The 26,447-nt window shown below is 63.3% G+C and carries 20 protein-coding genes and 1 pseudogene; 11 read left to right on the top strand and 10 right to left on the bottom strand.

The window, feature by feature from the left end; all coding sequences use genetic code 11:
• Positions 1-277: 277 nt before the first annotated feature.
• Together J4E58_RS03340 and J4E58_RS03335 are read right to left on the bottom strand one after the other, a co-directional pair.
• Positions 278-1,690, bottom strand: a complete 1,413-nt coding sequence (locus tag J4E58_RS03340; protein WP_087089704.1) for an MFS transporter — start codon at positions 1,688-1,690, stop codon at positions 278-280.
• A 196-nt stretch (positions 1,691-1,886) separates the two neighbouring features.
• Positions 1,887-2,786, bottom strand: coding sequence for a LysR family transcriptional regulator (locus J4E58_RS03335; RefSeq protein WP_087089706.1), 900 nt, complete (start codon positions 2,784-2,786; stop codon positions 1,887-1,889).
• A gap of 112 nt (positions 2,787-2,898) precedes the next feature.
• Between J4E58_RS03335 and J4E58_RS03330 the strand changes: the two genes are divergently transcribed.
• From J4E58_RS03330 to J4E58_RS03305, 6 genes and pseudogenes are all read left to right on the top strand, one after another.
• Positions 2,899-4,620 carry an acyl-CoA dehydrogenase family protein gene (locus J4E58_RS03330; RefSeq protein ID WP_087089708.1) on the top strand — a complete coding sequence of 574 codons (1,722 nt, stop codon included), beginning with the start codon at positions 2,899-2,901 and terminating at the stop codon, positions 4,618-4,620.
• A gap of 32 nt (positions 4,621-4,652) precedes the next feature.
• Positions 4,653-5,840 (top strand): CaiB/BaiF CoA-transferase family protein, encoded by a 1,188-nt coding sequence (locus J4E58_RS03325; RefSeq protein WP_087089710.1) that lies wholly within the window; start codon positions 4,653-4,655, stop codon positions 5,838-5,840.
• A 71-nt stretch (positions 5,841-5,911) separates the two neighbouring features.
• Positions 5,912-6,706, top strand: coding sequence for an enoyl-CoA hydratase (locus tag J4E58_RS03320; protein WP_087089712.1), 795 nt, complete (start codon positions 5,912-5,914; stop codon positions 6,704-6,706).
• Positions 6,703-8,229 (top strand): 3-hydroxyacyl-CoA dehydrogenase, encoded by a 1,527-nt coding sequence (locus tag J4E58_RS03315; RefSeq protein ID WP_087089714.1) that lies wholly within the window; start codon positions 6,703-6,705, stop codon positions 8,227-8,229. The genes J4E58_RS03320 and J4E58_RS03315 overlap by 4 nt, the downstream gene beginning before the upstream one ends.
• Before the next feature lie 35 nt (positions 8,230-8,264).
• Positions 8,265-9,467, top strand: a complete 1,203-nt coding sequence (locus J4E58_RS03310) for a 3-oxoadipyl-CoA thiolase (RefSeq protein ID WP_087089716.1) — start codon at positions 8,265-8,267, stop codon at positions 9,465-9,467.
• Between the two features lie 27 nt (positions 9,468-9,494).
• Positions 9,495-9,752, top strand: a pseudogene (locus J4E58_RS03305) (methylated-DNA--[protein]-cysteine S-methyltransferase); the annotation flags it as partial.
• On the opposite strand, the gene J4E58_RS03300 reads toward J4E58_RS03305, so the two are convergent.
• From J4E58_RS03300 to glnA, 4 genes are all read right to left on the bottom strand, one after another.
• Positions 9,724-10,239 carry a DUF4124 domain-containing protein gene (locus tag J4E58_RS03300; RefSeq protein WP_087089720.1) on the bottom strand — a complete coding sequence of 172 codons (516 nt, stop codon included), beginning with the start codon at positions 10,237-10,239 and terminating at the stop codon, positions 9,724-9,726. The pseudogene J4E58_RS03305 and the gene J4E58_RS03300 overlap by 29 nt on opposite strands.
• Positions 10,240-10,327: 88 nt before the next feature.
• Complete coding sequence (locus J4E58_RS03295) at positions 10,328-10,870, bottom strand: chorismate mutase (RefSeq protein WP_087089722.1); 543 nt, start codon at positions 10,868-10,870, stop codon at positions 10,328-10,330.
• An 86-nt stretch (positions 10,871-10,956) separates the two neighbouring features.
• Entirely contained in the window at positions 10,957-12,990 is a 2,034-nt protein-coding gene (locus J4E58_RS03290) for a toxin-antitoxin system YwqK family antitoxin (protein WP_087089724.1), read from the bottom strand.
• A 175-nt stretch (positions 12,991-13,165) separates the two neighbouring features.
• Positions 13,166-14,572, bottom strand: a complete 1,407-nt coding sequence (gene glnA, locus J4E58_RS03285) for a glutamate--ammonia ligase (protein WP_007929953.1) — start codon at positions 14,570-14,572, stop codon at positions 13,166-13,168.
• A 330-nt stretch (positions 14,573-14,902) separates the two neighbouring features.
• On the opposite strand from glnA, the gene thiI reads away from it, so the two are divergent.
• Complete coding sequence (thiI, locus tag J4E58_RS03280; RefSeq protein WP_007929954.1) at positions 14,903-16,357, top strand: tRNA uracil 4-sulfurtransferase ThiI; 1,455 nt, start codon at positions 14,903-14,905, stop codon at positions 16,355-16,357.
• Between the two features lie 139 nt (positions 16,358-16,496).
• Entirely contained in the window at positions 16,497-18,317 is a 1,821-nt protein-coding gene (typA, locus tag J4E58_RS03275) for a translational GTPase TypA (RefSeq protein WP_009041779.1), read from the top strand.
• Between the two features lie 267 nt (positions 18,318-18,584).
• Here the strand turns inward: typA and J4E58_RS03270 are convergent, their stop codons facing one another.
• A complete protein-coding gene (locus tag J4E58_RS03270) occupies positions 18,585-19,028 on the bottom strand; it encodes a YkgJ family cysteine cluster protein (RefSeq protein ID WP_023970087.1) in 444 nt (147 codons plus the stop codon).
• Between the two features lie 265 nt (positions 19,029-19,293).
• Between J4E58_RS03270 and J4E58_RS03265 the strand changes: the two genes are divergently transcribed.
• From J4E58_RS03265 to J4E58_RS03255, 3 genes are all read left to right on the top strand, one after another.
• Positions 19,294-21,744 (top strand): glycogen/starch/alpha-glucan phosphorylase, encoded by a 2,451-nt coding sequence (locus tag J4E58_RS03265; protein WP_053259325.1) that lies wholly within the window; start codon positions 19,294-19,296, stop codon positions 21,742-21,744.
• 197 nt (positions 21,745-21,941) lie between these two features.
• The gene (locus tag J4E58_RS03260; protein WP_007925933.1) at positions 21,942-22,952 is read left to right on the top strand and encodes a class 1 fructose-bisphosphatase; all 1,011 of its coding nucleotides are present in this window, start codon (positions 21,942-21,944) and stop codon (positions 22,950-22,952) included.
• Positions 22,953-22,955: 3 nt separating this feature from the next.
• A complete protein-coding gene (locus J4E58_RS03255) occupies positions 22,956-23,558 on the top strand; it encodes a DUF924 family protein (protein ID WP_087089728.1) in 603 nt (200 codons plus the stop codon).
• Positions 23,559-23,682: 124 nt separating this feature from the next.
• Here the strand turns inward: J4E58_RS03255 and J4E58_RS03250 are convergent, their stop codons facing one another.
• From J4E58_RS03250 to J4E58_RS03240, 3 genes are all read right to left on the bottom strand, one after another.
• Positions 23,683-24,015 carry a type II toxin-antitoxin system RelE/ParE family toxin gene (locus J4E58_RS03250; RefSeq protein ID WP_087089730.1) on the bottom strand — a complete coding sequence of 111 codons (333 nt, stop codon included), beginning with the start codon at positions 24,013-24,015 and terminating at the stop codon, positions 23,683-23,685.
• A complete protein-coding gene (locus J4E58_RS03245) occupies positions 24,012-24,284 on the bottom strand; it encodes a type II toxin-antitoxin system Phd/YefM family antitoxin (protein WP_009041784.1) in 273 nt (90 codons plus the stop codon). Before J4E58_RS03245 ends, J4E58_RS03250 begins: the two co-directional genes overlap by 4 nt.
• A 90-nt stretch (positions 24,285-24,374) precedes the next feature.
• Positions 24,375-26,267, bottom strand: a complete 1,893-nt coding sequence (locus J4E58_RS03240) for a methyl-accepting chemotaxis protein (RefSeq protein WP_207255308.1) — start codon at positions 26,265-26,267, stop codon at positions 24,375-24,377.
• Positions 26,268-26,447 lie beyond the last annotated feature (180 nt).

Raw genomic sequence — 26,447 nt, 5'->3', positions numbered from 1 at the left:
GAAAATGCAAAAACCAAACCAAGGCTCCGAAAAGAAGCGCTCGAGCCCTGAAACAGACGTTTAAAGTTCTGTTTCGCAGCGCTTTGCCGGCTGCGCTGGGTACTTTCGAACCAAAATGGGCTGTGGATGGGTGCAGGTGCAGTTTGATGCACCAATATAGTGCGATTTATCCGAGGCTGCGCTAAAGAATAGCCAGCCGTGCGCCGGTCCAGAATTCGCGGCGCACGCAAAAAGGCCCGCTTGCTGGCGGGCCTGGAAGTGTGCGGCGGATAGCGTCTCAGTGGGCGAGATGTGGGTTCTTGTCGATACCCTGCTGCGTCGCGATCGGCTCCTCGTCCGGTAGTGTGGCGCGGGGTTCCCGGGCCAGTTCGTCGGCGTCCGCCTGCTCGGCGGTGGACAGGTCGGCGGCGTTGTGGCCGATGCGCTTGAGCAGCAGGAGCATGCACACCAGGGACACCAGGGCATAGCCAGCGGAGGCAATGGCCACGCCGACAATGCTTCCGGTGTTGTTGAGAATGCCCTGGGCCAGGACCGGCGTGGCGCCGCCCACCAGCAAGGAACAGAGCTGGTAGGAAATCGACAGGCCGCTGTAGCGCACCCTGGTCGGGAAGGCGCGGGCCAGGATGCCACCGACGGCGCCATAGAACATCGAGTGCGGCACGGTGGCCAGGCACATGCCGAGCACGGCAATCCAGTAGACGCCGGTTTCCACGGCGAAGAACATCGCCGGCATCAGGAAGAACTCCGGCAGCAGCATCAGCACTACGGCCTTGCGCATGTCCATCCTGGAAACCAGCACCGCGCCCAGGGGCTGGGTGATGAACTGCACCACCAGGGCGATGACGATCACGCTGAGAAAGGTGCTCTGGCTGTAGCCCAGCTCCTTGGTGGCCCAGGACAGGGCAAAGGTGCTCTTGAAGTAGGTGACATGGATGATCGGCAGCACGCCGGCCCCCAGCAGCACGATCTGCCAGTGTTTGCGCAGGACCTCCAGGATCGGCAGCTTGACGGTCTTTTTCTGCTGGATCAGGCGCTTCATGTCGTCCGATTCTTCGAGCTTGAGGCGAATCACCATGCCCACCAGGACCAGTACCGCCGAGAGCAGGAACGGAATGCGCCAGCCCCACAGCAAAAAGTCCGGCGCGGGCAGGGCACTGAGGCCGAAGAACACCAGGGTCGCCAGCAGGTTGCCAGCCGGCGAGCCCTGCTGGGCGAAGGCCGCATACAGAATGCCTTTGCCCTTGGGCGCGCTTTCGCTGGCGATGAGGATGGCGCCGCCCCATTCGCCGCCCACCGCGATGCCCTGGATGATGCGCAGCACCACCAGGGCAATCGGCGCCCAGATACCGATCTGCAGGTAGGTCGGCAGCAGGCCGATGCAGGTGGTGGCCACGCCCATCATGATCAGGGTGATCACCAGGGTGGTCTTGCGCCCGATCTTGTCGCCCAGGTGGCCGAAGATGATGCCGCCGATGGGGCGGGCGATGAAGCCGGCCCAGAGGGTCAAAAACGACAGCAGGGTGGCGGTGCCCGCAGGCAGGTCGGCGGGGAAGAACACCTTGCCGAAGACCAGCGCGGCGGCGATTCCGTAGGCGTAGAAGTCATACCATTCGATGGTCGTGCCGATGAACGAAGCGATTCCTGCCTTGCGGGCTTTCTTGTGCGCGGCAGCGTGCTGGGCGGCATTCATATTCAATTCCTGCATGTTGTTATTGTTATTTGCGCCGCGGGAGGTTCGTCTGACGACGGCTCCGGATACTCATTGCACGAATGGGCGCATCACGTACTTGCAAGGTCCGACGGCACGGAGCCTATACAGGCAGGAATGAAAAAAATAATGATTAAATCTTATTGTGTGATACGGGATTTCGTATGGTCGACAGCCCTCAAAGTCCCGGCGCCACGGGCTTTTGCAGGGCCTTGAGGACACTCAGGAAACTCTCCGCGGCGGCCGACGGTTTGTCGGCATGACGGATGGCGTGGACCTCGGACAACGCCCCGTCGCCGCTGATTTCGCAGTAATGCACACCCTCTTTCCAGGTGCCGGCCAGGGTCTGCGGGACCAGGGCCACGCCCATTTCATACGCCACCATCGCCACCACCGTTTGCCACAGCCGGGTTTCGTGGCGGATACGCGGGCTGAACCCGGCTGCCACGCAGCGCGCGATGATCAGGTCGTGGTAGTGCGGCGAGACATTGCGTGGGAACAGGATGAAGTCGTCGTTGGCCAGCTGCGCCAGGTCGATGCGCGCCTTGTCCGCCAGCCGGTGCCCCTGGGGCAGGCAGCAGAGGAAGGGCTCGGCGAGAACCGGCTCGCCGCGGATGCTCTCGGGAAAGTGGCTCCAGTGCACGAAGCCGATATCGATCTGCCCGCGCTGCAGTGCCTGGGCCTGCTCGGCGCTGTTCATCTCCATCAGCACGATCTCGGTGTCCGGGTGATCCTGCTCGAAGGTCCTCACCGCCTGCGGCAGGCCGCGATGCAGGATCGAGTTGACGAAACCGATGCTCAGCCGGCCGACGAAACCCTGGGCCGAACGCAGGGTCAGGCGCCGCGCCTGCTCGGCCCGCAGCAGCAGGTAGCGGGCTTCGTCGAGCAGCACCTGGCCGGCGTTGGTCAGGCTCACCGACTTGTTGTTGCGGCTCAGCAACTGCACGTCCAGCTGGCTCTCGAGCTTCTTGATGTCGAAGCTCAGGGCCGGCTGGGAGATGAACAGGCGAGCGGCGGCCCGGCCGAAATGCAGCTCTTCGGCGACCGCGACGAAGTAACGAAGCTGTTTGAGATCCATGCTGGCGTCCTCGCTTTACGATCTGGTTTTCTTATCGTAGTGGATTGATTTTGTATTAGATACTTATCGATGGCGACTCTAGTCTCGGGGCAAAAGAGCCTGGAGAGACGCCATGACTGCCCTGCCTGAACCCGTCCAAGACACCCTGAATATCCCCGATAGCCGGGGCCTGAACCTGTTCGATTGCGACGCCGGGCTGGCGGCCCTGCTCAAGGTCTACCTGGCACCGCAACTGTACGCCCAGTGGTTACCGAGCCTGCGCCAGCTCGGTGCGCGGGCCGGTGGCGAGCTGGATGTGCTGGCGCTCTCGGCGGACAAGAACCCGCCGCAACTGCGACCGCGCACCCGCCGTGGCGAAGACCTGCAGAGTATTTACAAGCACCCGGATTTCATCGCCCTGGAGCGCGCCGCCTATGCCGAGCTGGGCCTGGCCTCCATGAGTCATTGCGCCGAGCCGGTGCTGCCGCTGGTCAAGTACGCCCTGACCTTCCTTTTCGTGCAGGCCGAGTTCGGCCTGTGCTGCCCGGTGAGCATGACCGACTCGTTGACCCGTACCTTGCGCAAGTTCGGCTCGCCGGAGCTGGTGGCGCGCTACCTGCCGTCCCTGGCCTCGCGGGATTTCGACCGCTTGTTCCAGGGCGCGATGTTCATGACCGAACAGGCGGCCGGCTCCGACGTGTCGCGCACTGAAACCCGCGCGCGCCTGGAGAACGGCGAGTGGCGGCTGTTCGGCGACAAGTGGTTCTGCTCCAACCCGGACGCCGACCTGGCCATGGTCCTGGCCCGTCCGGAAGATGCGCCGGAAGGCCTGAAGGGGGTCAGCCTGTTCCTGCTGCCGAAGGTCCGCCCCGATGGCTCGCGCAACGCCTACCGGATCCTGCGCCTGAAGGACAAGCTGGGCAGCCGCTCCATGGCCAGCGGCGAAATCAGCCTGGACGGCGCCACCGCCTACCTGATCGGTGAGGTCGGCCGCGGCTTCCAGCAGATGGCCGACATGATCAACATGTCGCGCCTGTCCAACGGGGTGCGGGCCGCCGGGCTGATGCGTCGCGGGGTCAACGAGGCGCTGTATGTCGCCCGCCAGCGCCGGGCCTTCGGCCGCCATCTGATCGAGATGCCGCTGATGCAGCGCCAGCTGCTGAAAATGATGCTGCCCACCGAGCAGGCCCGTTCGATGTTCATGCAGATCGCCACGCTGCTGCCCAAGGCCGATGCCGGCGACGAGGCCGCGCGCAAGTGCGTGCGCATCCTCACCCCGCTGATCAAGTTCCGCGCCTGTCGCGATGCGCGCCGGGTCACCGGGGACGCCATGGAAGTACGCGGCGGGGTTGGCTACATCGAGGAGTGGAGCGATGCGCGGCTGGTGCGCGATGCCCACCTGGGCTCGATCTGGGAAGGCACCAGCAACATCGTCGCGCTGGACATCGCCCGCGCCGTGACCCGCGAGCAGGCCCTGGAGCCGCTGCGGCACTACCTCGCCGGCCTGCTCGCCGAGGCCGACCTGCCGGCGGCCAGCCAGCGCCTGTTCGAGACGGTCCTGCAACGTGCGGTCGCGGCCATCGAAAAGGTCGCGCAAGAGCGCCGCGACGACCAGGTGCGCCTGGCCGGCAGTGCCCTTTATCACACTGCCACGGCGATCTTCATGGCCTGGGAAGCGAGCCGCCAGGCCCCCGATTACCGGCGCCTGGCCCTGGCTCATCTGCTGCTCCAGCACAAGCTGCTGCCCCGCGATCCGCTGCGTCCGGAGGCATCGATTGAGCCTGAGCTGCTGACGCTCCTGGCCAATGAAAGCGCGCTGTCGAAAGCCGATGCGATGCAGCTGTTGCCGGCCTGAACGGCCTTGCCCATTTTTGTCAGAGAACTGCCATGAACCATTCAAAAGGGGCCCTGGCCGGCCTTAAAGTCATCGACCTCAGCCGCGTGCTGGGTGGACCCTACTGCTCCCAGGCCTTGGCCGACCACGGCGCCGAAGTGATCAAGCTGGAGCCCCTGAGCGGCGACGAGACCCGCGGCTGGGGCCCACCTTTCGAGGGCGCCGACGCTTCGTATTTCAGGGGCGTGAACCGCAACAAGCAGGGGGTCGCCGTGGACCTGTCCCGACCCGCGGGCATCCAGCTGCTGATGCGCCTGCTGGAAGGCGCCGACGTGCTGATGGAGAACTTCAAGCCCGGCACCCTGGAGCGTTGGGGCATCGGTTATGCCGAGGTGCTGAGCCAGCGTTTCCCGACCCTGATCCACTGCGCGGTTTCCGGTTTTGGCAGTGACGGCCCGCTGGGCGGGTTGCCCGGCTACGACGCGGTGATCCAGGCGATGGCCGGGCTGATGAGCGTGAACGGCGAAGCCGACAGCGGCCCGCTGCGCATCGGCCTGCCGATCGTCGATATGGTCACCGGGCTGAATGCCCTGGCGGGGATTCTCCTGGCACTCAACGAACGCCACCGCAGCGGCCTGGGGCAGTCCCTCGACATCACCCTGTACGACTGCGGCGTGTCCCTGCTGCACCCGCATCTGGCCAACTATTTCGCCGCCGGCAAGACCCCGCAGCGTACCGGCAACGCCCATCCGAATATCGCGCCCTACGACAGTTACCGCACCGGCACCGAGCCGATCTTCCTGGCGGTCGGCAATGACCGGCAGTTCGCCAAGTTGTGCGAACAGCTGGACGCCGGCGCCTTGCTGGACGACCCGCGCTTTGCCGACAACGGCTGTCGCTCGGTCAACCGCGAGGCGCTGAAGCAGGCGCTGGAGGCGCGCCTGGCCGAGCACGACGGCACGGCCCTGGCGCAACGGCTGATCCGCCTGGGCGTGCCCTGCGGCTCGATTGCCTCCATCGACAAGGTGGTCGAGCACCCGCATACCCGGCATCGCGGCCTGTTGGTGGAGATCGGCGACTACCGCGGCGTCGGCTCGCCGGTGAAGCTGTCGCGGACCCCGGCCAGCTATCGCAGTGCTCCGCCGGCATTGGGCGCGAATACCCGCGAGGTTCTCGAAGGCCTGGGCCTCGACAACCAGGCGATCGAAAACTTGTTCGAGCACGGCATCGTCCGCGAGTGAAGGACTGCGCCCAGAGTCCCGGCCGGGCCTCTGGCGCGCTTCTCAGGTTCCTATCTGCATCAGGAGACTCCATGAATCCCGAGTCCGCTAGCCCTCAACCCCTGGTCCTGCTGGAGCGCCCCGCGCCGGGCGTGGCGCTGCTGCGGCTGAACCGCCCGCAGGCCCTCAACGCGCTGAACATGGCGCTGCGCGAGGAGCTGGCCGAGCACTTTCGCCGCCTGGACACCTGCCCCCAGACCCGGGTCGTGGTACTCACCGGTGGCGATACGGTGTTTGCCGCCGGCGCCGACCTCAGCGAGCTGGTGAACGCCAGCGCGCTGCAGCTCTATGCCCGGCATGCCGAGCGCCACTGGCAAGCCATCTCGGCGTGCCGCAAGCCGGTCATCGCCGCGGTGAATGGCTACGCCCTGGGCGGTGGCTGTGAGTTGGCGATGCATTGCGACCTGATCGTCGCCGGCCACTCGGCGCGTTTTGCCCAGCCGGAAATCAAGGTCGGGGTGATGCCCGGGGCGGGCGGCACCCAGCGCCTGCTGCGCGCCATCGGCAAGTTCCAGGCGCTGCGCCTGTTGCTTACCGGTTGCCAGGTCCCGGCCGACGAGGCGCTGCGCCTGGGCCTGGTCAGCGAGGTGGTGGCGGACAGCGAGACCCTGCCGCGGGCCCTGGCCCTGGCCGCCAGCATCGCCGGCATGCCGCCGCTGGCCGTGGCGCAGATCAAGGAGGTGGTGCTGGCCGGCATGGACCTGCCGTTGGAGCAGGCGTTGGTGCTGGAGCGCAAGGCGTTCCAGCTGCTGTTCGGCTCCCATGACCAACGCGAAGGCATGCAGGCCTTTCTTGAGAAACGCAAACCGGAGTACCAGGGGAAATGACCACACAACCATTGCAGCGCATCGGCCTGGTCGGCACCGGCGCCATGGGCCGGGGCATCGCCCAGGTCATGGCCATGGCCGGGCTCAAGGTATTTTTGTTCGATGCGCGCCCGGGTGCCGCGGGCATGGCCCGGGAGCAACTGGCGACGATCTTCGCCCAGCAGATCGAGAAGGCCCGCATCACCCCGCAGGACGCCGCGGCGGCCATGCTCAATCTGGAAGTGGTCGACAGCCTGCAAGCGCTGCATGACTGCCAACTGGTGATCGAGGCGATAGTCGAGGACCTGGCGGCCAAGCAGCAGCTGTTTCGGCAACTGGAGGAGGTGCTGGCACCGGACGCGATCCTGGCGAGCAACACCTCGTCGCTGTCGATCACCGCGATTGCCTCGGTGTGCCGCCATCCGGAACGCGTCGCCGGGCTGCACTTCTTCAATCCAGTGCCGCGGATGCGCATTGTCGAGGTGATCGACGGCCTCGCCACCAGCGTCGGCGCGCGCTTGCAGGAGCTGGTCCGCGCCATCGGCTACTACCCGGCGCGGGCCAAGGATTCTCCCGGCTTTATCGTCAATCATGCCGGACGGGCCTTTGGCACCGAGGCGCTGCGCATCCTCAGCGAGGGCGTGGCCCCTGCATGGCGGATCGATGCGCTGCTGCGCGACAGCGCCGGTTTCGCCATGGGGCCGTTCGAGCTGCTCGACCTGATCGGCCTGGATGTTAGCGTGCCGGTGATGGAGTCGGTCTACCGGCAGTTCTATGAGGAGCCGCGTTATCGGCCTCACCCCGTGCTGCGGCTGATGCTGGCGGGTGGGCACCTGGGGCGCAAGAGCGGGCAGGGCTTCTACCTCTACGACGAGCCAGGCGATACGCGGTGCCCGCCACAGGCCGTGCCCTCTTGCGCGGTGCTGCCGCCGGTGTGGATCGCCGCCGACGACGAGGTCGGCCGGCTGCGTCTGCTGGACCTGCTCGAACGCCTGGGGGCCCGGGTCGAGAACGGCCTGCGGCCTTCCACCTCGGCCTTGTGCCTGGTGGCGCCACTGGGCGATGACGCCAGCGAAGCGGCCCTGCGTCATGCCATGGACCCGTCGCGCACGGTGGCAATCGATACCCTGACCACGCTCGACAGCCAGCGCTGCCTGATGCTCAACCCGGCGACCCGCGAAGACATGCAGCACGCCGCCCACGCGCTGTTCAGCGCCGATGGCGGCACGGTGACGCTGATCCGCGACAGTTGCGGCTTCATCGTCCAGCGCACCCTGGCGTCCATCGTCAACCTGGCCTGCGACATCGCCCAGCAGGGCATCGCCTCGGTGGCCGATATCGACGCGGCGGTACGCCTGGGCCTCGGCTATCCGCTGGGGCCGCTGGAGTGGGGCGACCAACTGGGCCCCGAGCGCCTGCTGCAGATCCTCGAGCGCCTGCACGCCCTCACCGGCGACCCGCGTTATCGCCCCAGCGGCTGGTTGCGCCGTCGGGCTCTGCTGGGCCTGTCCCTGCGCCAGCCGGAAAACCCGCTGCCGGCCTGAGGCCTGTCGATCCCTACTGCTGCGAGAGTCCTTTCATGCTTGATGCCTATATCTACAGCGGCTTGCGAACCCCCTTCGGCCGGCATGGCGGCAGCCTCGCCAGTGTGCGCCCGGACGACCTGGTGGGGCCTTTGCTGGCGCGTTTGCTGGAAACCTCGGGGCTACCGGCCGAGGCGTTGGAAGAGGTGATCCTCGGGTGTACCAACCAGGCCGGCGAGGACAGCCGCAACCTGGCACGCAATGCCTTGCTCAGCGCCGGGCTGCCTTGGCGCGTACCCGGGCAGACGGTCAACCGCCTGTGCGCCAGCGGTCTGTCGGCGGTGATCGACGCGGCCCGGGCAATCACCTGCGGCGAAGGCCGGCTGTACCTGGCCGGCGGGGTCGAGAGCATGTCCCGGGCGCCCTTCATCATGGCCAAGGCCGAGAGTGCCTACAGCCGAAGCCTGGACGTGGCCGACAGCACCATCGGCGCGCGTTTCGCCAACCCGCGGCTGGTGGAGCGCTATGGCAACCACAGCATGCCCGAGACCGGCGACAACCTGGCCCGACTCTATGCCATCAGCCGCGAGGACGCCGATCGCTTCGCCGCCGCTTCCCAGGCGCGTTACCAGGCGGCCTTGCTGGCCGGGGTGCTGGACGGCGAGATCATGGCCGTCGAGCTGGCGGCCGGGCGCAAGGGCCCAGCCTCGACCGTCTGTGATGACGAACATCCGCGCCCCGGCTCCGACCTGGCGGCCCTGTCGCGCTTGCCGACGCTGTTCGCGGAGGGCGTGGTGACCGCCGGCAACGCTTCAGGGATCAACGATGGCGCGGCGGTGTTGCTGCTCGGCAGCCGTGAGATCGGGAGGGAACATGGGGTCGCGCCCATGGCGCGCATCCTCTCATCGGCGTCGGTCGGTGTGGAGCCGCAGTTCATGGGTATCGGCCCGCACAGGGCGATTCTGCTGGCGCTGCAGCGCGCCCGCATCGGCCTGGAGCAGCTCGACCTGATCGAGATCAACGAGGCATTCGCGCCACAGGTGCTGGCTTGCTTCAAGGCCCTGGGCCTGGATTTCGACGATCCGCGGGTCAACCCCAATGGCGGTGCCATCGCCATCGGCCACCCACTGGGTGCGTCCGGCGCCCGGCTGGTGTTGAGCGCCTGCCGCACCTTGCAACGCAACCACCAGCGTTACGCCGTGGTCAGCCTGTGCGTGGGCGTGGGCCAGGGCGTGGCCATGGTGATCGAGCGCGCCTGATCTACCGCTCGGCGCTGTTGCGCGCCGGGCACTAGCCATAGTTATGCCGAGGTAGCGAGCAGCATAGGTTCGGCCTCCGTCGTGCGGGCCATGGCCCGGGCCAATGGTGCCAATCAGATCGCCATCGTGATTGCCTGTCACCGGGTGATAGGTGCCGACGGTTCGCTCACCGGTTATGGCGGCGGGCTCTGGCGCAAACGCTGGCTGCTTGAGCATGAGCGGCGCCTGTATTCGCAGATTCAGGCGCGACAACACCTCAGGGCCGATGAACCCGTTGCAGGGTGAAGGTCAGCGCCGGGCTTTGCTGGATCACCCGCGCGCCATCGAGCACCTGCACCGCCAGGCGGTGCTCGCCGCGGTCGATGTTCACCAGTTGCAGGCTCGGCAGGTTGCCGGGCTGGCCATAGGGTTGGTCGTCCAGCAGCAGGCGCAGGCGATGCTCGTTGTGCAGGGGCGGTTGCAGGCTGACCTCGACATTGAAGGAGCCGTTGTTGGCGCGGATCACTCCGCCGTTCGGTACGCCGCTCAGCTCCAGGGTGGTGTAGGCCGGTGCGCTGGAGGGTGGTGTTTGCGCTGGCTCGACGCCGGGCGGTGTGGTCGGCCGGGGTGCCTCAATGCGATTCAGCGGCGCCAGCTCGACGGCCTGGCCGGACACGCCGGCCGGCGGCTGGTCGCTGTAGGCGGTATTGCCGTGGGCGTCGGTGTAGCGGTAGATCTGCGCGGCGGCCGGCAGGGCGGTCAGCAACAGCAGGTAGAGACAGTGCACACGCATGGCGGCTTTCCTGGGCGCTTGGGTCGGCGGCTGCAAAGGTGAAACTGCCTCCAGCATAGAGCCGCGAACCGGGCCCAGGTTCGCTGCTTCAACCTTTGGACACACAAAGCTCGGCGGTGGCGCGGACCAGCGCCAGCTGGCGCAGCACCGGGCGGTCGCCGCCGTGGGTGGCCTGGGCCAGCCATTGTGGGCACTGCGGGTCATTGCGGTGGGGGCTGAAATCCGCCAGTTGCTGCAGCAGGCGTTTTTGTAACCGATCAAGTTGCGGGCGGATCTGCCCCACCAGGTCCGGGCGCGGTACGTCCGGTGCCTGGCCTTGCAAGGTCCATTCGGACAGATGGGCGTACTGCACCAGCTTGTTGGCCTCGATCTGTGCGGCAAAGAACTGTTCCACTGCCGCGCCGTCGAGTTTGTAGGCCGGCGCCTGGGCCACTGCGCCGGCAATCACCTCACGCTCGCGCGGGCGGTCTTCCACCGGTTTGTGGCTGTCCCATTTGCTCAGCGCCACCTGGTCGGCAATGGCCAGGCGTTCTTCGAGGGTGGCCAGCAGAGGGCCGAGGGTGGCGGGGGCGGCGCAGGCATTACCGGCCAGCAACAGGGTCAACAGGGCAAGGCAGAATCGCGAAGTCATGGGCAGTCTCGGTTTCCTGGGGACAAGTCGGCGGCCATGATGCACGCAAAACCGCAGTGCCTGGCAAGCGCCGGGTGCAAGGTGGGTCATTGGCCGGCCGCGACAGTCGCGGGCGCCCCGCAATTGGTTGGACTGGAAGACAGTCGCTGGCCGCTTTCGTCATAGACGATCCGGCAGGCGCTCAAGCCGTTGTCGATCAGCTCGCGGCTCTTGACCGCGCCGTTGCGGTGATAGCACAGCTGTTCGCCGACCAGTTGGCCGTTGGACTCATGACTTTTCACCTGTTGCTGGTTGATGGTCATCCAGGTGAAACCCACCGAGTTTTTCTGGCACTCGACCTGCCCATTGTCGTAGTAGGTGCGCTGAGTGATCTGGTCATTGTCGCCGATGATCTTCTCGCGGGTCTTTTGGCCTGTTTCATAGTTGTACTCGATGGAGCCTTGGGGGCTGCCAAAGAGAAAGTCCGTTTCCCAGGACAGCTTTCCGTGGGTGAACCGCCGTTGTTTTCCACAGCGTTCGACGGTTGAGCCGAACTTGTCGAAGCGGCACCAGTTGGCTTCCTCATAAAGCACTCCGTCCTGATCGTATTGTTTCATCAGGCCGACAAAGCGCCCTCCCTCGAAGCGCCCGACCGTGGCCGGCGTCCCGTCACGCAGGAAGGTCAGGTGAGGGCCTTCGTACCGATCGTTGTGCCAGGAAATATCGCTGATCAGCTTGCCGTCTTCGCTGTAACCCAGTGAGCGGCCTTCCCGTTTGCCATTCTCATATTGCTGCGAGTACTGCAGGTTGCCGCTGGGGCTATAGCCTTCGCGGGTGCCGGACAGCACATCTGCCTGGTAATGCTCGATCAGGACCAGCACGCCATTGGCGTCGGTTTCGCGCAACTCGCCGTCTTTTTTATCGGCGACGAAGTTCACGCTCTGGCTATGGCCCTTGTCCGTCTTGAGTATCCAGGGGCCGCTTTTCAGGCCGTTCTCGAAGTTGCCGCGACCTGCTTGGGTAACCCATGGTCCTTCGCGTTTGTTGTCGCGGTAGCTGCCGCTTTCGGTGAAGCCGTCCACCTTCTCTTCGCTCGGACCGTTGAGCACGCCATGGACATAGGTCTGGAAGCCAGTGACAGCGGATTCGCCTCCTTCGTCGTAGGACAGCACCCAGCGTCCCTCACGCAGATCGTCCCGATACTCGCCCGTTGCGGATTGCCAGCGGTAGGTTTCGGTCCATTGTCCCTGGCGCTTGCCATCGACATAGCGGCCATGGCTCCAACCATCGTCCGGGCTGGAAAAACTCCATTCGCCGGTGCGTTGGCCGTGGGCATAGGCACCCTGGGCGGCGACGGCACCGCCGGAATCGGAGTATTCCACGCAGGCCCCGTCCTCGCTGCCAGTAACGCGCCGCGGTTCGGTTTCCCAGGCAATGCGGCTGGCCCGGTAGTTGTACAGCAGGGGCTCGCCCTCCAGCGCAGGCGTTTCGCCGCGCCAGTAGGTGGCGGTGAGAAAGCGTCCGTCCTTTTCGGCGAAGGTCTTTTTGTAGCTGTACTGCTCAGCTCCGGGCGGATGGGCGGTGATGGGCTGCCCGTTCTGGTCGAAGTAACCCACCAGGGTGCCGGCCGAATGGTCGAGCCGGTCGAATTCCTCGATACCCGAGTCTTCGTAGAAGACGCTGTAGTTCAGCGGTGTCAGTTGGCGCAGGGCCTGTTTCACCGTCGGGGCATCGAGTTTCTTGCGGTCTTTGGCGATGCGCTCCAGGGCGGGTTGCAGTTTTTCCAGGCGCTGGTAGAGGTGGTCGCTTTCGTTATAGCGATAGGCATGCAGGCGGTACTGGCCGCGCTGTTTGAACAGCACCAGGCGAGTTAGGGACTCATCATCCAGGGCGATGTTGAACACCGACTCGATGGTTGCATCGCCGAAGTCGTCCAGCAGCTGCGGCTGGCTCTCGTCCGGGTCGACCGAGTAATAACCTTTGACGCCGCCACCCTGCTTGATAAAGGCCAGGGTCGCCGAGCTTTCCGCCAGGCCGGTGATCAGCGGGTGGGCCAGTGACTTGCCGGCATAGAAAGGAGCGGCCTGGGTGCTGCCGAACGCCAGGCAGGCGATCAGGCCGAGAGAACGAGTCCACTGCATACGAATCCCTTCGTCGAGGCGCCGGACAGAGGGCGCGAGAGGCGCGGATTATCCATGGATGAATAACCCGGGGGAATGCTCCGGGGCTATGGGCGGGCAATAAAAAAGGCCTCCCGAGGGAGGCCTTTTTTCTTGTTACGTAGCATGTCACGCCGCGTGGGGCGGCTCTACCGGATCAGCAGCTGTAGTACAGCTCGTATTCCAGTGGGTGTACGAAGGTACGGACCTTGATTTCTTCTTCGCTTTTCAGGGCGATGTAAGCGTCGATGAAGTCGTCGCTGAAAACGCCGCCTTTGGTCAGGAACGCACGACCTTTGTCCAGCTCTTCCAGGGCTTCTTTCAGGCTGCCGCAAACTTGTGGGATCTCTTTCGCCTCTTCAGGCGGCAGGTCGTACAGGTTTTTGTCAGCCGCGTCGCCAGGGTGGATCTTGTTCTGGATACCGTCCAGGCCGGCCATCAGCAGGGCAGCGAAGGCCAGGTATGGGTTGGCAGCCGGATCCGGGAAGCGTGCTTCGATACGGCGGGCTTTAGGGCTCGACACGTAAGGGATACGGATCGAAGCGGAACGGTTGCGAGCCGAGTAGGCCAGCATGACCGGAGCTTCGAAGCCTGGGACCAGACGCTTGTAGGAGTTGGTCGAAGGGTTGGTGAAACCGTTCAGGGCCTTACCGTGCTTGATGATGCCGCCGATGAAGTACAGGGCGGTGTCGGACAGGCCGGCATAACCTTCGCCAGCGAAGGTGTTCTTGCCATCTTTGGAGATGGACATGTGCACGTGCATACCCGAGCCGTTGTCGCCGTACAGAGGCTTAGGCATGAAGGTCGCGGTGCGGCCGTAGGCATCGGCCACGTTGTGCACGCAGTACTTGAGGGTCTGAACTTCGTCGCCCTTGTTGACCAGGGTGTTGAACTTCACGCCGATTTCGTTCTGGCCGGCAGTCGCCACTTCGTGGTGGTGAACTTCGATGACCAGGCCCATTTCTTCCATGGCATTACACATGGAGGTACGGATTTCGTGGTCGTGGTCGAACGGAGGAACCGGGAAGTAGCCGCCTTTGACGCCTGGACGGTGGCCTTTGTTGCCGCCTTCCACGTCCTGATCGGACATCCACGAGCCTTGCTCGGAGAAGATCTTGAACATGGAGCCGGAGATGTCGGACTTGAACTTCACTTCGTCGAAGATGAAGAACTCAGGCTCTGGACCTACGAATACGGTGTCGCCGATACCGGTGGACTTCAGGTATTCCTCGGCACGCTTGGCGATGGCGCGTGGGTCGCGATCGTAGCCCTGCATGGTCGAAGGTTCGATGATGTCGCAGACCAGGATCAGGGTCGGCTCTTCGGTGAACGGGTCCAGGACGGCGGTTTCGTCAACCGGCATCAGGATCATGTCGGAGGCTTCGATGCCTTTCCAGCCAGCGATGGAGGAACCGTCGAACATTTTGCCGATTTCGAAGAAATCGTCATCCAGCGCATCACGGGCCGGCATGGTCACGTGGTGCTGAGTGCCTTTGGTGTCAGTGAAGCGCAGATCAATCCATTTGACGTCATGATCTTTGATGAGTTGAACCGACTTCGACATAGTGTCCTCCGGGTGGCTTCGGGCGAGTGTTGGTGTGCCCTTAGAATGTGGGTGATGCCGGCGCAGATACTCTGCCATGGCAACCTGCCTCACAAGGGAGCAAATTGCATGCCAGTGCCCCGAGTTGGGTTTTATGCCCCAAACTCACGCATTCCGGGGGGTATTTGGACCAGATTGGCAAACCGGCGCACCGCAATGTTGCGTTTTTATCTGGCGACGACCCGTTTTGGTGCACGAAAAACCGAGTGCACATTAATTGGTTAAACCTTGAGCAATTTCCGCTATAATCCGCGCCCCCCTTTTTCGGCTGGCCCAGCGCGCGCTGTTTTCATGAAACTAATCGTTAAAGTTTTCCCGGAAATCACCATCAAGAGCCGCCCGGTACGGACGCGTTTCATCCGTCAGCTGGCCAAGAACATCCGTGCCGTGCTCCGCGATCTGGACCCGGCTGTGGTGGTCAATGGTGTGTGGGACAACCTCGAGCTGGAAACCGCCGTCAGCGAGCCGAAAGCCTTGAAGGAGATGACCGAGCGCCTGAGCTGCATGCCGGGCATCGCGCATTTCCTGCAGGTCGATGAGTACCCGTTGGGCGACTTCGACGACATCGTCGCCAAGTGCAAGCAGCACTTTGGCGAGGCGCTGTCGGGGAAAGTTTTCGCCGTGCGCTGCAAGCGTGCCGGCAAGCATGAATTCAGCTCCATGGACGTGGAGAAATACGTCGGCAGCCAGCTGCGTCGGCAGTGCGGCGCCGCCGGGATTTCCCTGAAAGAGCCGGAAATCGAAGTGCGGATGGAAATTCGCGACCAACGGTTGTTCGTGATCCACAGCCAGCACAACAGTATCGGCGGTTACCCGCTGGGCGCTCTGGAGCAGACCCTGGTTTTGATGTCCGGCGGTTTCGATTCCACGGTGGCGGCCTACCAGATCATGCGTCGCGGCCTGATGAGCCACTTCTGCTTCTTCAACCTGGGCGGGCGTGCCCACGAATTGGGCGTGATGGAAGTCGCGCACTATATCTGGAAGAAGTACGGCAGCTCCCAGCGTGTGCTGTTCGTCAGCGTGCCGTTCGAGGAAGTGCTCGGCGAAATCCTCGGCAAAGTCGACAACAGTCATATGGGCGTCATTTTGAAGCGTATGATGTTGCGTGCCGCGTCGAGCATCGCCGACCGCCTGCACATCGACGCGCTGGTCACCGGCGAGGCGATTTCCCAGGTGTCGAGCCAGACCCTGCCGAACCTCTCGGTCATCGACTGCGTGACCGACAAGCTGGTACTGCGCCCGCTGATCGCCAGTCACAAGCAGGACATCATCGACCTGGCCAACGAAATCGGCACCGCCGACTTCGCCAAGCACATGCCGGAGTACTGCGGGGTCATCTCGGTGAACCCCAAGACCCATGCCAAACGCCATCGCGTGGAGCATGAAGAGAAAGAATTCGACATGGCGGTGCTCGAGCGTGCGATCGAGCGGGCCAAACTGGTGCCGATCGATCGGGTGATCGACGAACTGGGCCAGGATTTGCAGATCGAAGAAGTCAGCGAGGCGCTGGCGGGCCAGATCGTGATCGACATCCGTCATCCGGATGCTCAGGAAGACGACCCGCTGACACTTTCTGGCATCGAGATAAAAGCGCTGCCGTTCTATGCATTGAATGCACGCTTCAAGGAACTGGACCCTACTCGCCAGTACCTGCTGTATTGCGACAAAGGCGTCATGAGTCGCCTGCATGCTCACCATCTGCTCAGTGAGGGACATGCCAATGTGCGCGTTTATAGACCGAGCTAAGTGCCCGGGGCTGTTTGCCTGTGGCTTGCGTCACCGGCCCCCCGACGCCACCGTCAAGCTGTAACGGCCTTGCCGGACTCTATTGTTAATCGCTGCCAGCAGTTGTCAGCACACCGAATCCTCTGATCGAGATACACAAGTGATCGAAAATCTACGCAACATCGCCATCATTGCTCACGTTGACCACGGTAAAACCACCCTGGTAGACAAACTCCTGCGTCAATCCGGCACCCTGGAGCGCAACGAGCTCAACGACGAGCGCGTGATGGACTCCAACGACCAGGAAAAAGAGCGCGGTATTACCATCCTGGCGAAAAACACCGCCATCAACTGGAACGGCTACCACATCAACATCGTGGACACCCCGGGCCACGCCGACTTCGGCGGCGAAGTTGAACGCGTAATGTCGATGGTCGACTCCGTTCTGCTGCTGGTCGACGCTCAAGACGGCCCTATGCCGCAAACCCGTTTCGTGACCAAGAAGGCGTTCGAAGCCGGCCTGCGTCCGATCGTGGTCATCAACAAGGTCGACCGTCCAGGCGCGCGTCCTGACTGGGTTCTGGACCAGATCTTCGACCTGTTCGACAACCTGGGCGCCACCGAAGAACAGCTGGACTTCAAAGTCGTCTACGCCTCGGCCCTGAACGGTATTGCCGGTCTGGACCACACCGACATGGCCGAAGACATGACCCCGCTGTACCAGTCGATCGTCGACAACGTTCCAGCTCCGGCCGTTGACCGTGACGGTCCGTTCCAGATGCAGATCTCCGCTCTGGACTACAACAGCTTCCTGGGTGTGATCGGCGTTGGCCGTATCGCTCGCGGTCGCGTCAAGCCGAACACCCCGGTCGTCGCTATCGACGTCGACGGCAAGAAGCGCAACGGCCGTATCCTGAAGCTGATGGGTCACCACGGTCTGCACCGTGTGGACGTTGAAGAAGCCGCTGCCGGCGACATCGTCTGCATCAGCGGTTTCGACGAGCTGTTCATCTCCGACACCCTGTGCGATCCGACCGCTGTCGAAGCGATGAAGCCACTGACCGTCGACGAGCCGACCGTTTCCATGACCTTCCAGGTCAACGACTCGCCATTCTGCGGTAAAGAAGGCAAGTTCGTGACCAGCCGCAACATCAAGGAACGTCTGGACAAAGAGCTGCTGTACAACGTTGCACTGCGCGTTGAAGAAGGCGACTCGGCCGACAAGTTCAAGGTTTCCGGCCGTGGTGAGCTGCACCTGTCGGTACTGATCGAAACCATGCGTCGCGAAGGTTTCGAAATGGGCGTTGGCCGTCCTGAAGTGATCATCCGTGAAGTCGACGGCGTGAAGCAGGAACCGTTCGAAAACGTCACCATCGACATCCCTGAAGAATCCCAGGGCAAGGTCATGGAAGAAATGGGTCTGCGTAAGGGCGACCTGAGCAACATGGTTCCGGATGGCAAGGGCCGTGTACGCCTGGAATACAACATTCCAGCCCGTGGTCTGATCGGTTTCCGTAACCAGTTCCTGACCCTGACCAACGGTGCAGGCATCCTGACCTCGATCTTCGATCGTTACGCTCCGATGAAGTCCGGCCACATGTCCGGTCGTCAGAACGGCGTACTGGTTTCGGTCGAGACTGGCAAGGCCCTGACCTACTCCCTGGAAACCCTGCAGGCGCGCGGCAAGCTGTTCGTCGAGCACGGCCAGGAAATCTACAACGGTCAGATCGTTGGTCTGAACAGCCGTGACAACGACCTGGGTGTGAACCCAACCAAAGGCAAGAAGCTCGACAACATGCGTGCTTCGGGCAAGGACGAAACCATCGCCCTGGTTCCGCCGGTTCGTTTCACCCTGGAACAGGCTCTGGAATTCATCCAGGACGATGAACTGTGCGAAGTGACTCCTAAGTCCATCCGTCTTCGCAAGAAGATCCTGGACGAAGGCGAGCGTACCCGCGCTGCCAAGAAAGCCAAGAACTGATTCTTTAGTTCAGGCTGAATAAAAACGCCCCCGGTCGAAAGGCCGGGGGCGTTTTTTTTGATCTGTGAAAAAGCTCGGGTCCTGTAGCCGCTGCCGAGCCTGCGAGGCTGCGATCGGCCGCGTAGCGGTCGTCAAGCGGTGTATCTGAAACTCTGTGGTGACTCGGATTGCGGCTGCTTTGCAGCCGATCGCAGCCTCGCAGGCTCGGCAGCGGCTACAGGGCGGCAGGGTTACGCGGGGAACGGGGTTGCAGGCGCAGGTCGGGGCTCAGAAGCGTTCCAGGGTCCGGCTGCTGGTGTTGGTCGGGCGCTCCACCGGCTTGGGCTTGTACGCGCAATAGCCCGGGCGCGGGCCGATCTTCGGGTGATTGCGGCAGGTGTCCGGGCGCTTGTCATAAATGGTGCACAGGCGGCTCTTACGATCCAGATACAGGCAGTCGTTGTTACTCATGCGCTGCAGGGTGAAGATCTCGGACTTCTGGTTGTAGCGCTCGACGATGCCTTCCTTCTGCAGGCGCTTGGCGATGTTCTTCGCCGGCTCGCCGCGCTCGAATTCGTCGACGATGCCGATGCGGATCAGATCCTTGATCTTGACCTCCACCGGCAGGGTGCAGCAGCTGGACATGCAGGAGCCGCACATGGGCGCGGAATACTTGGCCCAGGTATCGAGTCGGTCGATTTCCGCGGCGGCGATCAGGTTGGACTTCATCAGGCTTGTTTCCAGCGTGTGTATCAGGGCGCGCGATCATACCGGTACTGGTGGATTTTTGAACAACCATTTAACGGAATTTACGCCTGCCCAAGGGGAGTGCGAGGGTCGGCACGGCATCTGCATCATTTTTGCCAGCTGCCGCGGGAGACGCCGCCTCTGCTCGGGCAATCGCACGACGCACCGAACCAGAGTCTTTGGCTCCTGTCAGACCGACTAGGCTCAGACAATTCCATGCTCACTGTCTATCTCGCTCGAGGTCGTATTCATGACTCAGGAACTGCAAGTTCGTGACGCTGAGGTGGCCGCTTTTCGCGATGCCGTCCTGACCAAACTCACCTACGCGGTGGGCAAAGACCCGGACCACGCCTTCGACCATGACTGGTTCGAAGCCATCGCCCTGGCGGCGCGCGATCACATGGTCGAGCACTGGATGGACCATACGCGGCAGATCTACCGCAAAGGCCAGAAACGCGTTTATTACCTGTCCCTGGAATTCCTCATCGGCCGCCTGCTCTACGACAGCCTGAGCAACCTCGGGCTGCTGGACGTGGCACGCGATGCGCTGAACGACTTGGGCGTCGACCTGGAGCGCATCCGCCTGCTGGAGCCGGATGCGGCGCTGGGCAACGGTGGCCTCGGCCGGCTGGCGGCGTGCTTCATGGAAAGCATGTCGACCCTGGGTATCGCCGGCCACGGCTACGGCATTCGTTATGAACACGGTTTGTTCCGCCAGGCCATCGTCGATGGCTGGCAGCAGGAGCAGACCGAGCACTGGCTGGACTTCGGCAACCCCTGGGAGTTCGAGCGCCCCGAAGTGATCTATTCGATCGGCTTCGGCGGCAGCGTCGAGACCGTCACCGACGAGGCCGGCCATGCCCGGCAGGTCTGGTGGCCGGCGGAAACCGTGCGCGCGGTGGCCTACGACACCCCGGTGGTCGGCTGGCGCGGTGCCAGCGTCAACACCTTGCGCCTGTGGCGCGCGCGGGCCATGGAAGACCTGCACCTGGAACGCTTCAACGCCGGCGACCACCTGGGCGCGGTGGCCGAGGTGGCCCGCGCCGAAAGCATTTCCCGGGTGCTCTACCCGGCGGACAGCACCGAAGCCGGGCAGGAACTGCGCCTGCGCCAGGAGTACTTCTTCGTCTCCGCGTCCCTGCAGGACCTGCTGCGCCGGCACAAGAACATGCACGATTCGGTGCTCAGCCTCGGCGAGCATGCGGCGATCCAGCTCAACGACACTCACCCGTCGATTGCCGTGGCCGAACTGATGCGCCAGCTGGTGGACCTGCACGGCATCGCCTGGGAAGCGGCCTGGCAGATCACCGTCGAGACCCTGGCCTACACCAACCACACGCTGCTGCCCGAAGCCCTGGAAACCTGGCCGGTGGGCCTGATGGAACGCATGCTGCCGCGGCACATGCAGATCATTTACCTGATCAACGCCCAGCACATCGATTCGCTGCGGGCCAAGGGCATCCACGACTTCGACGTGCTGCGCGCGGTGTCGCTGATCGAGGAAGACAACGGCCGCCGGGTGCGCATGGGCAACCTGGCGTTTCTCGGTTCCCACAGTGTCAACGGCGTGTCCGGTCTGCACACCCAACTGATGCGCAGCACGGTGTTTTCCGAGCTGCACAAGCTGTATCCGGAGCGGATCAACAATAAGACCAACGGCATCACCTTCCGCCGCTGGCTGTACCAGGCCAACCCCAAGCTGACGGCGATGCTGGTCGAAGCCGTCGGCCCGGAGCTGCTGGACAACCCCGAGGAGCTGTTGCTCAAGCTCGAACCCTTCGCCGAGAAGCCGGCCTTTCGCAAGCAGTTCGCCGAACAGCGCCTGCACAGCAAGCGCGCGCTGGCGGCGATCATCCATGAACGCCTGGGCATCGCGGTCAATCCGGCGGCGCTGTTCGACGTCCAGGTCAAACGGATCCACGAGTACAAGCGCCAGTTGCTCAACCTGATGCACACGGTGGCGCTGTACCAGGCGATCCGCGCCGAGCCGGAAATCGACTGGGTGCCGCGGGTGAAGATCTTCGCCGGCAAGGCCGCGGCCAGTTATCACCAGGCCAAACTGATCATCAAGCTGAGCAACGACATCGCCCGCACGGTGAACAACGACCCGACCGTGCGCGGCCTGCTCAAGGTGGTGTTCCTGCCCAACTACAACGTCAGCCTGGCCGAAAGCATCATCCCGGCGGCGGACCTGTCGGAGCAGATTTCCACCGCCGGTTTCGAGGCCTCGGGCACCAGCAACATGAAGTTCGGCCTCAATGGCGCGCTGACTATCGGCACCCTGGACGGCGCCAACGTCGAGATGTGCGAGCGGGTCGGCGCCGAGCACATGTTCATCTTCGGCCTCAGCGCCCAGCAGGTGGAGGCACGCAAACGCAATGGCGAGTTCAGCGCGGTGCCGGACATCGCCGCCTCCCATCGTCTCAACGATGTGCTGCAGGCGATTCGTGGCGGGGTATTTTCGCCGGACGATCCGGCCCGTTACACCGGGCTGATCGATTCGCTGGTCGACTATGACCGCTTCCACGTGTGCGCTGATTTCGACTCCTACTGGAATGCCCAGCTGCATGTCGAAGAGCGTTGGCGCGACAGCAATCAATGGTGGCGTTCGGCGGTGCTCAACAGCGCGCGCATGGGCTGGTTCTCTTCGGACCGGACCATTCGCGAGTACGCCACAGAGATCTGGAAGGCTCTGGAATAGGCTGCTCGGCGGTCCCCGTAGCGTCTAAAGGGCGCAGGCTATCGCAGCCTGCGCCAACGGCTACGGATCGGATTTCGGGCTACGCTCAACCCCATGCATGAACTCTCTGTGGCGGATCTCGTCTCATAGGAGGAAATGCACCCCGACTCGCGTTAAACTGCGCGGGTTTTTAGCCCCCCATTCCTCCGGAGCCGTCCATGTCCCGCGTTACCCTGAGTCGCTATTTGATTGAGCAGACCCGCAGCAACAACACTCCTGCCGATCTGCGCTTCCTGATCGAAGTGGTGGCGCGTGCCTGCAAGGAGATCAGCCATGCCGTGTCCAAAGGCGCCCTGGGCGGTGTTCTGGGCAGCATGGGCACTGAAAACGTCCAAGGCGAAGTGCAGAAGAAGCTCGACGTGCTCTCCAACGAGATCCTGCTCGAAGCCAACGAATGGGGCGGTCACCTGGCCGGCATGGCGTCCGAGGAAATGGACAATGCCTACCAGATCCCGGGCAAATACCCGAAAGGCGCGTACCTGCTGGTATTCGACCCGCTGGACGGCTCGTCGAACATCGACATCAACGCCCCGGTCGGCACGATCTTCTCGGTATTGCGTTGCCCGAACGAATACCTGAGCCAGAACGAACCGCTCAATGAAAAGGCCTTCCTGCAGCCAGGCACCCAGCAGGTTGCCGCCGGTTACGCCATCTACGGCCCGCAGACCATGCTGGTGCTGACCCTGGGCGACGGCGTCAAGGGCTTCACCCTGGATCGCGAAATGGGCAGCTTCGTGCTGACCCACGAAGACATCACCATTCCTGAAAGCACCCAGGAATTCGCCATCAACATGTCCAACCAGCGTCACTGGGAAGCGCCGGTGCAGCGTTACGTGAGCGAATTGCTGGCAGGCGAAGAGGGCCCGCTGAACAAGAACTACAACATGCGCTGGGTGGCCGCGATGGTCGCCGACGTGCACCGCATCCTGACCCGCGGTGGCCTGTTCATGTACCCACGCGACAGCCGCGAGCCATCCAAGCCGGGCAAGCTGCGCCTGATGTACGAAGCCAACCCGATGTCGTTCCTGGTGGAACAGGCGGGCGGCGCTTCCACCGACGGTCACCAGCGCATTCTCGACATCCAGCCTGAAGGCCTGCACCAGCGCGTAGCGGTGTTCCTCGGCTCGAAGGAAGAAGTCGCCCGCGTCACCGCCTACCACAAGGAATAACCCATGGCCGCGCCCTGGCAGCCCTTGCTCGACTGGTGGTTCGGTTCGGCCGAGAAACCCGCGGATATCAAGGCTGAAAAGGGCAGGCTGTGGTTTGGCAAGCGCGACAGCCAGGACCTCGAAGCGCGCGAGCGTTTCGGGGGGCTGGTGGAACAGGCCTTGGCCGGCGGATTGACCGAGTGGGCGCAACGCCCACAAGGTTGGCTGGCCCTGGTGCTGCTGCTCGACCAGCTGCCGCGCATGCTGTATCGCGAAACCCCCAAGAGCTTTGCCGGCGATCTGCGCGCCCAGGCGCTGGTGGCCCAGGGCATTGCCGCGGATTTCGACCGGCAACTGTCACCGATGCAGCGCAGCTTCGTCTACCTGGTGTTCGAGCATTGCGAAAACCTGGCGGTGCAGAACGAAGCGGTCTCCAGGTTCGCCGCCTTGCACGACGAGCAGCCGCTGGCCGACCAACCGGTGTTCGCCGATCTGCTGGACTACGCCGAACGGCATCAGAAAATCATCGCCCGCTTCGGGCGCTTCCCCCATCGCAACCGGATTCTCGGGCGTGAGTCGACGCCGCAGGAATTGGCGTTCCTGCGTGAGCCGGGTTCCAGCTTCTAGTTCTTCTGCATTCTGTAATCGCTATCGCGGGCAAGCCTCGCTCCTACAGGCGCGTGTATGCATCCATAGGAGCGGCCGGTCGACGCTCGATTGCCCGCGATAGGGCTTCAGGACCCATGAATACTTAGCGCCTGGCGCGCAGCAGCCGCTTCATCAGCAAGGTTTGCAGGTCTTGGCGGGTATCGGCGATGACATGGATGTAGACGGTAGCGTCTCGTACTTCATAGATGATTCGATTCATCCCCGAGAGTATCTGTCGGTAGTGGCCGACATGCAGTTGTTCGAGTTCTTCGGGAGCCGCCCCGGCGTAGGGCAGGGTGGCCAGTTGGCGAATGGCTTGTTTCAGGCTGCTGTAGCTGTTGTGCCAGGTAGCGGTGGAGAACCGCTGGGTGAGGTAGGTACGCAACTCGATGAGGTCGGTTTCCGCCGAATGCAGAAGCACTACCTTGAATGTCACGGTTGGTCGGCCTGGTCCAGGTCGGCAAACACGTCCTGCGCATCGCGGAATTGGCCTTCATCGATCTCACGATTACCGAGGGCGAGGATCTTCAGCAGCGCCATGGTTTCTTCCTGCTGCTCGAAGCTTTTCACATCCATGACCACCAGTTTTGCCTCGCCGTTCTGGGTAATGACCATGGGCTCACGGCTTTCGGTGATGGTTTTGACGATCTCGGCGGTATGGCTTTTCAGGTAACTGATCGGTTTGATCTGAGAAGAAAGCTTCATGGGAGCATCTCGTCTGGGGAAGCAGGACTGAGTTTAGTCTTTATTCAGTCCTATGTGCGCCATGCCAGACGAGTTGAGTGTTGCTGATCGTTAAATCCGGAAACTGCCCACCAACTGCTGCAACCGCGCCGCTTGCTGCTCCAGGTCGGCGCAGGCGCGCAGGGTCGCCTGCAGGTTTTCCACGCCTTCCTGGTTGAGGGTGTTGATCTCGGTGATGTCGACGTTGATCGACTCCACCACGGCGGTCTGCTCCTCGGTGGCGGTGGCCACGGACTGGTTCATGCCGTCGATCTCGCCGATGCGCTGGGTCACGCTGCCCAGGCGCTGGCCGGCCTGGTTGGCGATGCCGACGCTGCTTGCGCTCTCGCGCTGGCTTTCGGTCATGGTGTCCACCGCCTGGCGGGCGCCGACCTGCAGTTCCTCGATCATCTTCTGCACTTGCTGCGCTGAGTCCTGGGTGCGGTGGGCGAGGTTGCGCACCTCATCGGCGACCACCGCGAAACCACGGCCGGCCTCCCCGGCGCGGGCGGCTTCGATGGCGGCGTTGAGGGCCAGCAGGTTGGTCTGCTGGGAGATGCTGGTGATGACTTCGAGGATCTGCCCGATGTTCACCGTGTTGCTGTTCAGCGTTTCGATATGGCCGCAGGAGTCGCTGATCTTCGCCGACAGCTGCTGCATGGCGGCGATGGTCTGGTCGACCACGGCCTGGCCTTCGCCAGCCAGGTTGCGCGCATCGCTGGAGTGCTGCGACGCCAGGGCGGCGTTCTGGGCGATTTCCTGGGCGGCGGCGCCGAGCTGGTTGATGGCCGCAGCGACGCTGCTGGTGCGCGAGGCCTGCTGGCCGGAGTTGAACATCGACGAGTTCGAGGCGCTGACCACCCGCAGGGCGACTTCGTTGACCTGGCCGGTGGCCGAAGCGACTTCGCGGATCGAACCGTGAACCCGTTCGACGAAACGGTTGAACGACACGCCCAGGGTGCCGAACTCGTCGTGGCCATGGATGGTCAGGCGCTTGGTCAGGTCGCCCTCACCCTCGGCGATGTCGTGCATGGCGCGGCCCATCAGGTGCAGCGGCTGCATCAGCACGCGGATCAGCATGCCCAGCAGGCTGATGATGATCACTACGGCAATCAGCATGGCGATGATCGCCGAGGTGCGGAACTCGCTGAGCATCGAGAACGCGGTGTCCTTGTCCAGCACCAGCGCCACGTACCAGTCCGCCGCCGGCACACCGTTGACGCGGGTGAAGGAGATGAGCCGGGTCTGGCCGTCCAGCTCGACTTCCTTCAGGCCCGGGCCGACCTGCGGGGCTCCATTGGGGTAGGCGTCGCTGAGGTTCTTGAGCACCAGCTTGCTGTCCGGGTGGATCAGGATCTTGCCGCCGGCGCTGACGATGAACGCCTGGCCATGGCCGCCGAAATTCAGCGAGTTGATGATGGCGCTGACGTTGGACAGGTCGATATCGGCCCCGGCGACGCCGATGAAGCTGCCCTGGTGCTGCACCGGGGTGGCGACGGTGATCACCAGCTTGCCGGAAGAGGCGGCGATGTAGGGTTCGGTGACGATGGTCTGCTGGGCCGAGTTGGCCGCCTTGTACCAGCCACGGGCGCGCGGGTCGTAGTCGGGCGCGCGGTTGCCCGCCGGGACCGAGAACATCGCGCCGTCCTGGCCGCCGAAGTAGCTGAGCTGGAAGTTGCTGGCGTAGGCGGGGAGGCCGACGCTGCGTTTCAGACCATCGGCGCCGCTGCCGTCCACGGCGATTTGCTGGGCCAGGGTGTGCAGCAACTGGATGCGGCTTTCCAGCCAGGTCTGGATGTTGCTGCTGGTCAGGCTGCCGAGTTCCTGCATGGAGGACTCGTTGCTGCTGCGCAGGGCCTCGCGCTGTCGATAGTCGTTGAACAGGATAAAACAGGCGAACGCAACGGCGACCACAAGAGCGGCGGCAAGCAGGATCTTATGGCTGAATTTCATGTTTCTGGTCATTAGGTGAACTACCGCGAAAGGGTGGTCAGCGAGGGGGCGTCAATTTGCCATAACGGCAGCTTTTGCGCTGCTTTTATGTCGACTGGCCATCATGAAAAATGAGGCACGCCGACGTCTGCCCGACGAAATGCGTTTTGCCCCCGCAAAGTGGTTGATTCCGGAGGAAATGCTGGGTGCTGC

The organism is Pseudomonas sp. FW305-25 (genome assembly GCF_017351415.1).
Classification (GTDB): domain Bacteria; phylum Pseudomonadota; class Gammaproteobacteria; order Pseudomonadales; family Pseudomonadaceae; genus Aquipseudomonas; species Aquipseudomonas chlororaphis.
Note: the sequence above shows the minus strand (reverse complement) of the source record. Positions and strands in the feature narration are given on the sequence as shown.

Coding starts and splice junctions, on each gene's coding strand:
- thiI (WP_007929954.1), top strand. CDS start 14,903: ATGAAACTAATCGTTAAAGTTTTCCCGGAAATCACCATCAAGAGCCGC.
- J4E58_RS03255 (WP_087089728.1), top strand. CDS start 22,956: ATGGCCGCGCCCTGGCAGCCCTTGCTCGACTGGTGGTTCGGTTCGGCC.
- J4E58_RS03295 (WP_087089722.1), bottom strand. CDS start 10,870: ATGACTTCGCGATTCTGCCTTGCCCTGTTGACCCTGTTGCTGGCCGGT.
- J4E58_RS03320 (WP_087089712.1), top strand. CDS start 5,912: ATGAATCCCGAGTCCGCTAGCCCTCAACCCCTGGTCCTGCTGGAGCGC.
- J4E58_RS03245 (WP_009041784.1), bottom strand. CDS start 24,284: ATGAAGCTTTCTTCTCAGATCAAACCGATCAGTTACCTGAAAAGCCAT.
- J4E58_RS03300 (WP_087089720.1), bottom strand. CDS start 10,239: ATGCGTGTGCACTGTCTCTACCTGCTGTTGCTGACCGCCCTGCCGGCC.
- J4E58_RS03340 (WP_087089704.1), bottom strand. CDS start 1,690: ATGAATGCCGCCCAGCACGCTGCCGCGCACAAGAAAGCCCGCAAGGCA.
- J4E58_RS03315 (WP_087089714.1), top strand. CDS start 6,703: ATGACCACACAACCATTGCAGCGCATCGGCCTGGTCGGCACCGGCGCC.
- J4E58_RS03260 (WP_007925933.1), top strand. CDS start 21,942: ATGTCCCGCGTTACCCTGAGTCGCTATTTGATTGAGCAGACCCGCAGC.
- J4E58_RS03290 (WP_087089724.1), bottom strand. CDS start 12,990: ATGCAGTGGACTCGTTCTCTCGGCCTGATCGCCTGCCTGGCGTTCGGC.
- J4E58_RS03330 (WP_087089708.1), top strand. CDS start 2,899: ATGACTGCCCTGCCTGAACCCGTCCAAGACACCCTGAATATCCCCGAT.
- J4E58_RS03265 (WP_053259325.1), top strand. CDS start 19,294: ATGACTCAGGAACTGCAAGTTCGTGACGCTGAGGTGGCCGCTTTTCGC.
- J4E58_RS03335 (WP_087089706.1), bottom strand. CDS start 2,786: ATGGATCTCAAACAGCTTCGTTACTTCGTCGCGGTCGCCGAAGAGCTG.
- J4E58_RS03240 (WP_207255308.1), bottom strand. CDS start 26,267: ATGACCAGAAACATGAAATTCAGCCATAAGATCCTGCTTGCCGCCGCT.
- J4E58_RS03310 (WP_087089716.1), top strand. CDS start 8,265: ATGCTTGATGCCTATATCTACAGCGGCTTGCGAACCCCCTTCGGCCGG.
- glnA (WP_007929953.1), bottom strand. CDS start 14,572: ATGTCGAAGTCGGTTCAACTCATCAAAGATCATGACGTCAAATGGATT.
- J4E58_RS03325 (WP_087089710.1), top strand. CDS start 4,653: ATGAACCATTCAAAAGGGGCCCTGGCCGGCCTTAAAGTCATCGACCTC.